This is a genomic window from Ekhidna sp. (genome assembly GCF_039960695.1).
GTDB lineage: Bacteria > Bacteroidota > Bacteroidia > Cytophagales > Cyclobacteriaceae > Ekhidna.
In genome coordinates, this window is the sequence record NZ_JBDVKP010000018.1 from 766063 (window position 1) to 779176 (window position 13114).

At 39.6% G+C, this 13114-nt stretch carries 10 protein-coding genes; 8 read left to right on the forward strand and 2 right to left on the reverse strand.

Going from position 1 to position 13114, the window contains the following annotated elements:
* Positions 1 to 7 precede the first annotated feature (7 nt).
* From ABJG98_RS13535 to ABJG98_RS13565, 7 genes are all read left to right on the forward strand, one after another.
* A complete protein-coding gene (locus ABJG98_RS13535) occupies positions 8 to 646 on the forward strand; it encodes an MBL fold metallo-hydrolase (protein WP_348280060.1) in 639 nt (212 codons plus the stop codon).
* Positions 643 to 1302, forward strand: coding sequence for a CDP-diacylglycerol--serine O-phosphatidyltransferase (pssA, locus tag ABJG98_RS13540; protein WP_348280061.1), 660 nt, complete (start codon positions 643 to 645; stop codon positions 1300 to 1302). The genes ABJG98_RS13535 and pssA overlap by 4 nt, the downstream gene beginning before the upstream one ends.
* A 34-nt stretch (positions 1303 to 1336) precedes the next feature.
* The gene (gene porU / locus ABJG98_RS13545) at positions 1337 to 4669 is read left to right on the forward strand and encodes a type IX secretion system sortase PorU (protein ID WP_348280062.1); all 3333 of its coding nucleotides are present in this window, start codon (positions 1337 to 1339) and stop codon (positions 4667 to 4669) included.
* Between the two features lie 100 nt (positions 4670 to 4769).
* Positions 4770 to 5981, forward strand: a complete 1212-nt coding sequence (porV, locus tag ABJG98_RS13550) for a type IX secretion system outer membrane channel protein PorV (RefSeq protein WP_348280063.1) — start codon at positions 4770 to 4772, stop codon at positions 5979 to 5981.
* 82 nt (positions 5982 to 6063) lie between these two features.
* Positions 6064 to 7260: a pyridoxal phosphate-dependent aminotransferase gene (locus tag ABJG98_RS13555; protein WP_348280064.1), complete on the forward strand. Its 1197-nt coding sequence runs from the start codon at positions 6064 to 6066 to the stop codon at positions 7258 to 7260.
* A 21-nt stretch (positions 7261 to 7281) separates the two neighbouring features.
* The gene (locus tag ABJG98_RS13560; protein WP_348280065.1) at positions 7282 to 8280 is read left to right on the forward strand and encodes a bifunctional ADP-heptose synthase; all 999 of its coding nucleotides are present in this window, start codon (positions 7282 to 7284) and stop codon (positions 8278 to 8280) included.
* 17 nt (positions 8281 to 8297) lie between these two features.
* Entirely contained in the window at positions 8298 to 10637 is a 2340-nt protein-coding gene (locus tag ABJG98_RS13565; RefSeq protein ID WP_348280066.1) for a response regulator, read from the forward strand.
* Here ABJG98_RS13565 and hemE read toward each other — a convergent pair.
* Positions 10631 to 11653: a uroporphyrinogen decarboxylase gene (gene hemE, locus ABJG98_RS13570; protein ID WP_348280100.1), complete on the reverse strand. Its 1023-nt coding sequence runs from the start codon at positions 11651 to 11653 to the stop codon at positions 10631 to 10633. The genes ABJG98_RS13565 and hemE overlap by 7 nt on opposite strands.
* A gap of 79 nt (positions 11654 to 11732) precedes the next feature.
* Between hemE and sdaAA the strand changes: the two genes are divergently transcribed.
* Positions 11733 to 12644 (forward strand): L-serine ammonia-lyase, iron-sulfur-dependent, subunit alpha, encoded by a 912-nt coding sequence (gene sdaAA, locus ABJG98_RS13575; protein WP_348280067.1) that lies wholly within the window; start codon positions 11733 to 11735, stop codon positions 12642 to 12644.
* Here the strand turns inward: sdaAA and ABJG98_RS13580 are convergent.
* Positions 12641 to 13090, reverse strand: a complete 450-nt coding sequence (locus tag ABJG98_RS13580) for a hypothetical protein (protein WP_348280068.1) — start codon at positions 13088 to 13090, stop codon at positions 12641 to 12643. The two genes, sdaAA and ABJG98_RS13580, sit on opposite strands and share 4 nt — an antisense overlap.
* Between the last annotated feature and the right edge of the window lie 24 nt (positions 13091 to 13114).

Below are 13114 nucleotides of genomic sequence, written 5' to 3' on the forward strand. Positions count from 1 at the left end.
TAATCAGATGAAGATAAAATCTTTTGTGTTCAATCCGTTTTACGAGAATACATATGTGGTATCGTCCGATGAGGGTAATTGCCTGATTTTTGATCCTGGTTGCTATGAAGATTACGAAGTAGCTGAGTTGAAAGAATACATTCATATGAATGATCTTAAGGTAGTGGCTATTATCAATACCCACTGTCACATTGATCATGTGCTGGGCAATGATGTGCTGAAGACTGAATATAAGGTGCCTCTCAAAATTCCAAAAAACGAAAAGGAGGTGTTCGATTCGGTACCAGCTTACGCTCCGCAATGGGGGATGGCGGGCTATAGACATGCTGAAGTGGATGAATTTCTTGCTGAGGCAAACGATTTAATATTGGATGAAATCAAGCTAAAAATGATTGAAGTTGCCGGCCACTCTCCAGGTCACCTGATTTTTTACAATGAAGACGCTAAAGTGATCATTGGTGGAGACGTCTTGTTTCGGGAAAGTATTGGTAGAACGGATTTGCCTGGTGGCAATCACGACGATCTTCTTCGAAATATTCAAGAAAAAGTGTATACACTTCCAGAAGATGTCAAAGTACTGCCTGGCCATGGCCCATCAACAACTATTGGACACGAAAAAACACACAACCCATTTGTAAAAGCATGAAACGACAAATTCCCAACTTGCTGACGTGCCTTAATCTGGCAATAGGTTGTGCAGGTATTTATTATACACTCACCAATAAGGAACCAAGCGCATTCTATTTTGTAATAATTGCAGGTCTTTTGGATTTTACAGATGGATTTGCGGCAAGAATTCTCAAAGTTCAGTCTGATATGGGAAAGCAACTCGACTCTCTTTCAGATCTGGTTTCCTTTGGTTTGCTACCTTCATTTTTCATGCTCCAATGGCTGCTTCAATCTGGTTCTGAATTTTATTGGGTTGCTATTATTATTGCAATCTTTTCCGCGATTCGATTGGCCAAATTCAATATTGATGAAACACAATCTGACAGTTTTAAGGGACTTCCTACGCCAGCAAATGCAATAATGCTTACCTCTTTAACTTTCGTTTCTTTTGAACTATATGAATACACCCTGATAAGTATCTGTATATTCTCAGCCATTCTTTTAGTATCTCCAATTAGACTAATAGCACTGAAATTTTCTTCATCTGGCTGGAAAGGAAATGAAGAACGATGGATTCTCCTTATGGGGATTTTGATACTTGCTACAGTCTTCCAATGGACATTTATTCCATTTTTAATTCCTTTTTATATAGTTGTATCAGTTTTTTCTTTTTTGATAAGAAAGAAAACATAGAATTTTTGGCGTGAAGTATGCGTTTACCATATCGATGAGAAGGATTCTTCCTTTTTTATGTCTGTTAAGTCTTCATCTGGGATTCACACAATCTTCAGTGCTAGCTACAGGTGCATGGTATAAAGTAGGAATTACGGAGACTGGTATCCAGAAAATTGACATTAATACACTTTCTGCTCTTGGTATTTCAGGTTCGATTGATCCGAGAAAGATGAAAATTTACGGGAATGGTTTAAAAGGAATCATCCCTCAGCCTAACTCTGAGAATCGGCCAAAAGACTTGCTTGAAAATGCCATTTTCGTTTCAGGAGAATCTGATGGATCTTTTGATCAGAATGATTATCTCCTTTTCTATGGGATTGGTCCAGACAAGGCGATATGGACAGAGTCCGGGTTTGAACATGAGAAAAATATTTATTCAGATACAGCCTACTATTTTTTAAATATTGATGGTGCGGATGGGAAACGAATTGGGGCCACAGCCAGTTTGGCAGGAATAGCCTCATCAACCATTACGTTATTCAATGATTTTATCACTTTCGAAGAAGATGAAATCAACTTGATTTCTTCAGGCAGAGGGTGGTACGGCGCGACGATTACCAATGGAGAATCTCAATCGTTTAATTATCAAATTGATGGACTCGCTTCAGAAATTGAGCTAAATCTAAGCGCGATAAATCAATCTTCAGAAGATGCCACTTTTGATGTTTCAGTAGGAGGTAGTTCTTTCGGATCCCTTGCTATTGATGATGTGCCTGACGGCCCTGGAACTACGTATTCGATAAAAGCCAGACAGGGAGAAGGTGTATTTACTCTTCCAAATTCTGCAGCATTTAACATGGAAATTAAATTCAATGGGAATGCTTCAGGCGAAAGAGGGTTTATTGATTTTTTTCATCTGACATTTTTACGAAACTTAAATCTTATCAATAATGAGACTGACTTTCGATGGACTCAAAACGTCGGAGAACTTATAAGATATGAAGTCTCAAATGCTTCTGGTGCTACGATATGGAATGTGACAGATCCGATCAATATTACGTCTCAACAATTCACGGTTCAGGGAAATAAAGCAATTTTTCAAAGCCAGTCTACGAATGTTGAAGAATTTGTAGCACACGCTGGAGATGACTTCCCAACTCCATTTATTTTTGGAAGTGTTCCCAACCAAAACATAAAAGGAACCACTGGTTTCGATGGTGTCATAGTTACAAATCCAGCATTTAGATCTGAGGCAGAGCAGCTGGCACAATTTCACCGTGATCATGACGGACTAGACGTCCAGGTAGTGACGACTCGTGAAGTTTACAATGAATTTTCTTCTGGCAGACAAGATGTTTCTGCAATACGGGATTATGTAAAGCATGAGTATGAAAATGGAGGAAAACTTAAATACCTCCTTCTATTTGGAGACTGTTCGTACGATTATAAAGATCGTATTCCAAACAATTCCAATTATGTTCCTACTTATGAATCAAGACAAAGTTTTCATCCCATTTTCAGCCACTCATCTGATGATTATTTTGGATTCTTGGAAGATGATGAAGGAGAGTGGATCGAGTCTATTGCAGGAGATCACACATTAGAGATCGGTGTAGGAAGATTGCCAGCCAAAACAAAAGACGAAGCTCAAGCAATGGTAGACAAGATCATTTATTACTGCACCAATCCAAAGACCTTGGGAAAATGGAGAAGCGAAATGACCTATGTTGCTGATGATGGTGATGGAAATGTGCATGCCCGACACGTTGAGGATTTGTCTGAACTAATAGATACTACTTATGCTCAATACAATATTAATAAGGTGTTACTGGACGCTTTTACTCAAGAAGCTTCGGGTTCATCAGAGAAATCCCCTCAGGCAAACTCTGCATTAAAGACAAGAATCAAAAACGGAACGTTCGTGGTAAACTACATTGGCCATGGCAACGAAAGACTGTGGATGGAAGAAGAGATTCTTACAAAAGCAGATATCGATCAACTTACCAATAGAAATAGGTTACCAATCTTTGTTACGGCTACTTGTGAATTTGGTCGCTACGATGACCCTATAAGAGTTTCGGGTGCTGAAGAATTGTTGCTTTTGGAGCAAGGTGGAGGTATTGCATTGCTTACGACCTCACGTCCTGTTTTTGCAAGTACAAACTTCAGCTTGAATCAGGCATTTCACGAGAATATTTTCCGAAAAGAAGGCAATCAAAACCTACGATTAGGCGACGTGATCCGTCTAACCAAAAATGAAGGACTTGAAGGACCAGTCAATAGAAATTTTACTTTGTTGGGCGATCCCATGATGATGCCCGCATATCCGAAACTAGATATTGTTCTAAATGAAATTGGATCCGAATTGGATACCTTGAGCGCCCTTGAAGAAATCACATTTACCGGAGAGATACGTTCTGAGGGCGCCCTTAAGTCTGATTTTAATGGAAAGATGGTAGTTGGGGTTTTTGACGTGAAGCAAACATTCAAAACCAACGGACAAGAAAGCGCACCTTATAGTTATTCATTGAGAAGCAATGCATTATTTCGAGGTGAGGCAAGTGTAGAAGAGGGTGAGTTTACATTTTCATTTGTAGTGCCTAAAAATATCTCCTATCAATATCAAAAAGGCAAAATGAGTCTTTATGCATGGGATGAAGAGAACAATATTGATGCCGGGGGCTCATCAAGATCATTTGTAATTGGAGGCTCAAATACGAGTCCAACTATAGATAACACACCACCTGCCTTACAAGCATACATGAATGATTCGTCATTTGTTGATGGAGATCGGGTGGGAGCATCTCCTCTGCTTATTGCAAATATTGAAGATGATAGTGGGATTACTACTACTGCCTCCGGAGTGGTACAAGGAATTACTTTAACAATAGCCAATGAAATTCTCAATCTCAATGATTTCTATACGGCAGAATCCAATACTTTCAAGAAAGGAACGGTTGTTTATCCATTGCAAGATCTGAAACCAGGTAGTTATTCAGCGATACTGAGAGTGTGGGACACGCATAATAATTCATCTCAGAGGACAATAAATTTCACAGTTTCATCTGAACCAATTTTATTTATATATAATCCAATCACCTATCCAAATCCTGTGACCAGTTCTACTATTTTTTCCTTTGAACATGACAGGGAAGACGAAGATTTATATGTTTCATTGTTAGTGTATAGCTCTCGAGGTGAGGTTGTAAGTAAGCGTCAAGTCCTATTGGAAAACAGTCAGAGGAGTGTAGAAATACCTTGGGAAGCCAATACAAATTCTGGAGAAGCGTTGAAGCAAGGAATCTATTACTCGAGGCTGATAATTCAGAGCAGATTAGATGGAGCGACAAAAGAAATCACTCAAAAGCTCGTTATTGTAAATTGATTAGCACTTAGTTATTTGAAAATCAGCACTTTTATTCAAAATTTTAATCGGTATTCATCTGATAATGTTAAGTTTGGCATCCTTTTATAAAATCATTCGAATGAATCATCTTGAGAAGAAGATATTCACAATTCTTCTAGTTTTAGTGACATTTCAGTCTGTTGGACAGTCTTCATTTATTTCTGGTCAAGACAGTTTAAGAAATCCAATTACGGTAGCAGTACCATTTTTAAACTTTGCACCTGATAGTAGAGCATCAGCTATGGGCGACGTAGGGGTTGCCACCTCTCCAGATGCCAACAGTGTTCATTGGAATAATGCGAAACTGGCTTTTATTGACACAGACATGGGATTTGCTTTTTCCTATTCTCCATGGCTTGGCAACATTGTTGACGATATGTCCTTAAATTATTTATCGTTCTACAAAAAAATTGATCAAACCCAAGCCTTTGGGGCAAGCTTTAGGTACTTCGATTTAGGAGAAATAGCCCTTTATGATGAGTTTGCAAATCCAAACGGAGTAGAAAATCCAAGTGAGCTTGCTTTTGATGGTACCTATTCCCGAAAATTATCTGAAAGATTAAGTTTAGGTGTGACCTTGAGATTTATCTGGTCTAATCTTGCCGGAAATATTACTGGGGCACCCGACGCCAAAGCTGGAACATCTGTGGCTGTCGATTTTGGAGTATTCTACACGAAGCCCTTCATACTGTCAGGTAAAAATTCTGAACTATCACTCGGAGCACATTTGTCTAACATTGGCCAGAAAATAACTTACAGTGCAGAGAGCAATGAAAATTTCATTCCTGCGAATTTCAGGTTGGGATCTGCATTTAAAACTGATTTAGATCCATATAACACCATAACTCTCGCTTTTGACATTAACAAGCTTATGGTGCCAACGCCTCCAATCTACCAGACAGATGGAAGTGGCAATATTGAAACAGATACCGATGGCAATAAAATTATTGCGAAAGGAAAAGATCCTGATAGATCACTATTGTCAGGTACTTTTGGCTCTTTTGGCGATGCACCTCGCGGATTCAAAGAAGAGTTGCAAGAGCTAACCTATTCTATTGGCGCGGAGTATTGGTATCGTGACTTGTTTGCAGCGCGGGCTGGATACTTCTCAGAGCACAAAAACAAAGGCGATAGGAAATATTTCACTGTAGGCGCCGGATTTAGATACCAGATATTTGGATTCGATTTCTCATATCTAATTCCGAAAGGCCAAAATCACCCACTTGCTGATACACTAAGAATATCTCTTCTTTTCAACCTGAATCAAGGAGGCGAAGAAACCAGCGAGTGACCGAATCATTTAAAAGTACATTTGAAGGAGAGTTAGCTGATTTTAGTTGACTCTTCTTTCTATTTTTGCCAAAAAATACCACATGAGCACACTTTCCAAAAGAATTAAAAGCATTCCAGAATCTGCCACTTTGGCCATGGCGGCCAAGGCCCGAGAGATGAAAGAGAATGGTGTAGAGGTTATCAGTCTCAGCTTAGGCGAGCCAGACTTTAAAACACCAAAGCACATCCAGAAAGGTGCCATGGACGCAATCCAATCAGAAAATTATTTTGCATATCCACCTGTCAATGGATATCCTGATTTAAGGAAGGCAATATCCGCAAAATTCCAGCAGGATAATGGCTTATCCTATGCGCCAGACCAAATCGTGGTTTCGAATGGAGCAAAACAATCCATCGCCAACGTGTTTATGGCAATACTGAATCCAGGAGATGAAGTGATCGTATTAACACCCTACTGGGTGAGCTACTCCGCTATGATTCTTCTGGCAGAAGGAACTCCAGTTTTTGTCAGAGGCACGATTGAGAATGATTTTAAAGCAACAGCAGATCAGATAAAGGAAGCAATCACCGATAAAACCAAAGCTTTAATTTTTTCATCACCTTGTAATCCTACAGGATCAGTTTTTACAAAAACGGAGCTCGAAGCAATCGCTGAAGTTTTAAAAGACAGAAGAGATATTACAGTGATTTCAGATGAAATCTATGAGCTCATCAACTTTGGTGCAAAACATGAAAGCATCGGAACCATTGCAGACATGATCGATCGAACCGTCACAGTCAATGGATTTTCGAAAGGATTTGCAATGACAGGGTGGAGAGTTGGTTATATTGGTGCGCCTGCGTGGATCGCTAAAGCTGCCAATAAAATGCAAGGTCAATACACTTCAGGAAACTGTTCCATTGCACAAAGAGCGGCACTGACAGCTCTCACGGGACCGATGGAGCCAACACATGAAATGGCGGAGGCTTATGAAAGTAGACGAGCGTTAGTTTATGATTTGCTGAAAGAAATACCAGGATTTGAAGTAAATATGCCGCAAGGGGCATTCTATTTTTTTCCAAATGTTAAATACTATTTGGGAAAAGTGAACAAAGGTGTTAAGATCAATACCGTCAATGATCTATGCATGTATTTATTGGAAGATGCGCATGTTTCACTCGTTACTGGTGAGGCATTTGGAGATCCTGAATGCCTCCGATTGTCTTATGCTGCATCAGAAAGTGACTTAAAATTAGCCATCGCTAAAGTAAAAGAGTCACTTGCCAAATTAATATAACCTCATTTTAACTGAAGATTCATGAAATCCATTGAAGAAGTATTTGAATCATTTAAGGACAAAACGGTTCTTGTAGTTGGTGATGTCATGATCGACTACTATTTGCACGGTCAGGTGAGTCGTATATCTCCGGAAGCCCCAGTGCCAGTACTCAAGCTTGGGAAGCAAGAAAAAAGACTGGGCGGAGCAGCGAATGTGGCAATGAATATTCGAGCACTTGGAGCTACTCCTATACTATGCTCAGTCGTTGGTGATGATGCAGACGGAGCTGCATTCGAGCAATTACTTGAGTATGAAAAAATGCCCAATAAGGGAATAATAAGAAGTCAAAACAGGATAACAACTACCAAAATGCGAGTCATGTCTGGACTTCAACACCTGCTTCGAGTTGATAATGAAGATGTGCATCCTCTGGTAGACTTAGATCAGAAATCATTACTTCATCACATTAAAAACTTACTTGAGGAATGTGATCTGGTTATTTTTGAAGATTACGATAAAGGAACTATCAATCCTGAGGTAATTGAAGAAACCATCAAGTTAGCGCGGGAAAAGAATATCCCAATTGCAGTCGATCCAAAAAGAAGAAATTTCACACAGTATCAGGGAGTATCCATTTTTAAGGTGAACATAGCGGATTTAAAAGATGGACTTGGAATTGAATTTGATGCACTTGAAGAATCACAGTTAGAAGATGCTGCCGATAAGCTTAAGAGCAATGTTGAAGCTGAAAATTACCTAATCACTTTATCTAAGCGAGGCATCTTTTACCACTCGAAATCTAATTCAGGAAAACTTTCTTCTCATCCACGACAGATCGCTGAAGTACTTGGAGCAGGAGATACAGTAATTAGTATTGCAGGTCTGTGCCTCACTTTGGGATTACCTCTTGAATTTATTGCAGAATTGGCCAATTTAGGAGGAGGAATTGTATGCGAAATGCCAGGTGCCGTGCCGATTGATAAGGAAATCTTGCTTCAAGAAGCTAAGGAGAATTCTATACTCAAAAAATATCTTTAATTTGGCTGGTGGCAGCCATGAATAAATTCGTAATCACCTTAGTCGCACTTATTGCTTTACCCTTGATTGGTAAGGCACAAGAAGTTGTTGATGGAGTACTAGACCTTTCCAAGGTTGATTTGAATGATAATGCAGTAGCATTAAATGGCGAGTGGGAATTTTATTGGGAAGAACTTATTAAACCTGATTCAATTTCGCATTACGAATCAGACTATTATCCATTTCCAAAATTATGGAATGGAGGTGTTACCAGAAATGGTAAGCATTTGAATTCAAAGGGATATGCTACTTATAGAATTCGGGTATTGCTTCCCCCTAAGACACCTCAACTTGCGATCTCATTAGGAGAATCTTACAACTCTTACAGACTATACTACGATGGTTTTGAGATTTCGAAGAATGGCAAGGTTGGGAAGACCAAAGAGAGTACAGTGCCCGACTGGATGCCTCAGGTAGTTTCCATTGCTCGATATCAAAATACGCTAACATTTGTACTTCAGGTTTCCAATTTCAGGCACACTAAAGGGGGAGTTCGCGAGCCGATTTTACTTGGAGATCGGAAGGTGCTAAATGCTAAAAGAGATTTTGATTTTAGTTATGACTTCCTCTTAAGTGGTAGTTTAATTATGGGAGGATTGTTTTTTCTAGGCCTTTTCATGTTTGGTCAGCATGAAAAGTCAGTGCTTTTTTTCGCCCTGTTTTGTCTAACGTTTAGCTATCGAATGATTGGTAGCGGGGAGTACGCCATACACGCGTTATATCCGAATATGTCTTGGGAACTGATCATTCGGGCGGAATACCTGGCATTGTTTATACCCTGTGGAATATTTACAGTGTATAGCTACTTGTTATATCCTGAGGATAGTAAAAAATTCATTCTGCTTGGCTTCACAGCTATATCCACCGTCTTTTCTCTATTCTCCTTATTTGCTCCCACGACTTTCTTTACCAGGTTAGTAGAGCCATTTTTTATTTTGGTTATTGTGGCAATTTTTTACCTCATTTATGTCTATTGGATTGCATATAAGAGAAATAGAACAGGAGCACAATACGCTTTTGCAAGTACTGGTATAGTGTTTATGGTTGCTGTTTACCTTATTTCTGTATATCTCACACCAGTACAGGAAAATACTTTTTTAACCTTCATTGGTTTTATACTTTTCTTCTTTTTCCAATCTCTCATCCTTTCATATCGATTTGCACATTCATTACGAAAGGCCAAAGATGCAGCAGAGACAGCTTCAAAAGCCAAGACTGACTTTTTAAGTACAATTTCACATGAGATAAGGACCCCACTTAATGCAGTTGTAGGGATATCACATTTTTTGATCAATGAAGAGCCTCGAGAAGACCAAAAAGAAAGCCTGGAATCTCTTCAATTTTCTGCCGAGCATCTGACGGCCTTAATAAATGATATCCTTGATTATAATAAGTTAGAGGCCGGTTCCATTGAGTTTGAATTCACAGAAGTAAATCTTAAAACCCTTTCAGCAAAAATTATAAAAGCACATACTGCCCTGGCAAAAGAAAAGGCGATCAGCCTGGTCCTTGAGCTCGATGAAGATATGCATCCGCTCGTAATGGCAGATCAGACTCGTATTTATCAGGTACTTAACAATTTGATAAATAATGCCTTAAAGTTTACTTCCAAGGGATATGTAAAACTTAAAACTGCCGTTTTATATCAAGATGAAAATGTCCAAACCATACGAACTGAGGTTTTAGATTCAGGAATTGGTATTCCATACAATAAACAAAAACTAATCTTCGAACGATTTACTCAGGCAGGATCTTCTACGACACGTGAGTATGGTGGAACCGGATTAGGCCTGGCAATCATCCGCAAGATTCTTAATATGGTCGGGTCTGAGATCTATGTGAAAAGTGAGCCAGGATCTGGCACCATCTTTTGGTTCGATCTAAGTTTCAAAAAAGTACTTCATGCAGAAGTAGATCAAGCTGTTCAAGAAGAAGCTGATACCAATATTATAGCTGGCAAGAAAATTCTTCTAGTCGAGGATAATCAAATGAATATCATGGTTGCTGAGAAATTTCTTAAAAAATGGGAACTTCGAGTCGAGATCGCCTTCAATGGACAAGAGGCTGTTGAGAAACTACAAGAAAATAAATATGACCTTGTGCTTATGGACCTTCAAATGCCAATAATGGATGGTTATAAGGCCACGCGTAAGATTAGAACTTTCGATGAAAAAACGCCAATCATTGCGCTTACAGCATCAGCACTTCTTAAAGTTAGACAAGATGTGATTGCAGCCGGGATGAACGACTATATCACTAAGCCTTTCGATCCAAATGAATTGCGGCGCAAGATTGCATCTTATATTAAATATCAATAAGCGGATAGATTTTTCACGCACTCTATAAAGTATTTTACTTTTTGAGGATCAGTATCAGGATATACTCCATGTCCGAGATTTGCAATGTAAGGATGATCGCCAAAAGCATTCAACATTTTTTCTGTTTCATGCCTAATAGTTTCGTTAGAACCATACAAAGCACATGGATCTAAATTGCCTTGCAATGTTTTATTGTTTAATATTTTTCTTGCGCTATGAGGATTCATGTTCCAGTCCAATCCAACAGTTCGGCAGTCAATATCAGCCATATCAGGCAATGCCCACCAAGCTCCTTTTGCAAAAACTGTAACTGGAACTTCATCAATAGCATCACATATTTTGGAAATGTACTTTAATGAAAATTGTGAGTACTGCTCAGGAGGCAGCACACCTGCCCACGAGTCAAATACCTGTATCATGTCAGCACCGGCCTCAATTTGTTTCTTCAAATACCCGATGGTTGACTCTGTAATCATTTCTAAAAGTCTCTCAGCCATTTCAGCATCAGCATATAGCAATCTTCGTGCTTTTGAGAATGTCTTACTTCCGCCACCTTCTATCATGTAAGAGAAGATGGTCCAGGGTGCTCCGGCGAATCCTATTAATGGGACTCTACCATCTAATTCTCTTTTAGTGATCTTAATAGCATCAAATACATAGCTCAAGTCTACTGGGTCAGCAACCTTTAAAGCATCAATATCCTTTGAGCTCTCGACAGTTTTTGGAAAATGGGGCCCTTTTTGTTCCACCATTTCGTAGGTTAAACCCATTGCTTCTGGGATGACCAAAATATCTGAAAAAATGATTGCTGCATCTACTCCTAGAATATCAACAGGCTGGATAGTTACTTCGGCAGCTAATTCAGGTGTCTCCACCAGCTCTTTAAAACCAGAAAGACTTTTGCGCACTGCTCTGTATTCAGGTAATATTCTACCCGCTTGTCTCATCAACCAAACTGGAGTTCGTTCAGTTTTCTCCCCTCTGGCAGCTCGTAAAATAAGATCATTTTTTAGCATGGCCGCAAAAATAGCCACCTTATGGAAACTCACAGTGAAAAGCGACAGTTATTGGCCTAAACAAATGGTATCTTTGAGTATGGGCGTTCTATTTAACAACTTCGAGGCGTGGAAGAAAGAGTGTAAGGAAAATAATCTTCCATTATTTCGGCCAGTACTCGACTTTGAGATTAATCAAAAAGGGAAAGACGAAGAAGCAATCTGGACTGGAATTGGTAACGCATATCAAGTGATGAAGGAGGCTGTCAAATCTGGTCTGGAGGAAGATATGAGCTCGTATTCAGGGATGATTAATAACGGAGCAAAAAAGGTGATGAATTTCCCAAAAAGTGTTTTGTCACCTGAATTCCAAAAGTTGGTAGCCCGAGCTCTTGCAGCGAAAGAGGTGAATTCTTGTATGGGAAGGGTAGTTGCCGCACCTACGGCAGGTGCCAGCGGAATCTTACCTGGAACCCTTTTTACTCTTCAAGAGATTCATGATATACCAGACCAAAAAATATTTGAAGCATTATTAATTGGAGCCGGTGTAGCCCTAATTCTTGAAAAACGGGCGTCTATTGCAGGAGCAGTTGGTGGTTGTCAGGCTGAAACCGGTGCTGCTGCAGCAATGGCTTCAGCTGGAATTACTTATTGTCTGGGAGGGAGTAATGAGCAAATTTTTAATGCAGTTGCAATCACAATTCAATGCATGTTAGGACTTGTCTGCGATCCTGTTGCTGGATTGGTAGAGATTCCTTGTGTGGTTAGAAATGCCAGTGCAGCAGCTATCGCAAATTCATCTGCCCAAATAGCTTTGGCGGATGTAAGTCCGGTTATTCCTGTAGATGAATGTGTAGACGCGATGGGAGAGGTTGGGCAAAGCATGGAAGCCAGATATAAAGAAACTGCTCAAGGCGGTCTTGCAGCTACACCAACTGGCCGAGCCATTTCTAAAAGAGTGCTAATTCAGGATATCGAATTAATGGAGGATGAAACTGAGGAAGAAGGTTAAAGAGGAATAAAATCTTCAATTAACCAAAAAGCATACTTTACGGTCAAAGTAATAATGGTGCTCCAAAGGAAAGCACTAATCCACATCCATTTCAAAATCAATCGTTTATTAGATCCCAAAAGGTTGACAAGAAGTCCTCCGCCAGGAGGCGTTAAAATTAAGGGAGTTAATAGACACATCCCTTTAAGTCCAAACTTCCTCCAAAGCCTCACAAACCTCCTGCTTTTTTTAGTGAATACTCGTTTGTTTTTTCTGAACCTACCGAAGAATTTTCGAAGTTCATCTCCGAAAAAGGTAAAGAGATATATGGTGGTCATCATCCCCAAAGCGGTGAGGATAATAATGGCTAAGACCGGTAAATCATTAGCTACCCCGAAGGTCGGACCGAAGATAAATTTCAGCCCACTCAGGAAGTAGACGGTGAAGTATTTGAGCGCTGTAGCCATATTAGTTCGCTAACTTACTGATAC

Bases quoted from the DNA above. Each gene is read 5' to 3' on its own strand.
- ABJG98_RS13580 (WP_348280068.1), bottom strand. From the start codon at position 13,090: ATGGCTACAGCGCTCAAATACTTCACCGTCTACTTCCTGAGTGGGCTG.
- porV (WP_348280063.1), top strand. From the start codon at position 4,770: ATGAATCATCTTGAGAAGAAGATATTCACAATTCTTCTAGTTTTAGTG.
- ABJG98_RS13565 (WP_348280066.1), top strand. From the start codon at position 8,298: ATGAATAAATTCGTAATCACCTTAGTCGCACTTATTGCTTTACCCTTG.
- porU (WP_348280062.1), top strand. From the start codon at position 1,337: ATGAGAAGGATTCTTCCTTTTTTATGTCTGTTAAGTCTTCATCTGGGA.
- ABJG98_RS13555 (WP_348280064.1), top strand. From the start codon at position 6,064: ATGAGCACACTTTCCAAAAGAATTAAAAGCATTCCAGAATCTGCCACT.
- ABJG98_RS13560 (WP_348280065.1), top strand. From the start codon at position 7,282: ATGAAATCCATTGAAGAAGTATTTGAATCATTTAAGGACAAAACGGTT.
- ABJG98_RS13535 (WP_348280060.1), top strand. From the start codon at position 8: ATGAAGATAAAATCTTTTGTGTTCAATCCGTTTTACGAGAATACATAT.
- pssA (WP_348280061.1), top strand. From the start codon at position 643: ATGAAACGACAAATTCCCAACTTGCTGACGTGCCTTAATCTGGCAATA.
- hemE (WP_348280100.1), bottom strand. From the start codon at position 11,653: ATGCTAAAAAATGATCTTATTTTACGAGCTGCCAGAGGGGAGAAAACT.
- sdaAA (WP_348280067.1), top strand. From the start codon at position 11,733: ATGGGCGTTCTATTTAACAACTTCGAGGCGTGGAAGAAAGAGTGTAAG.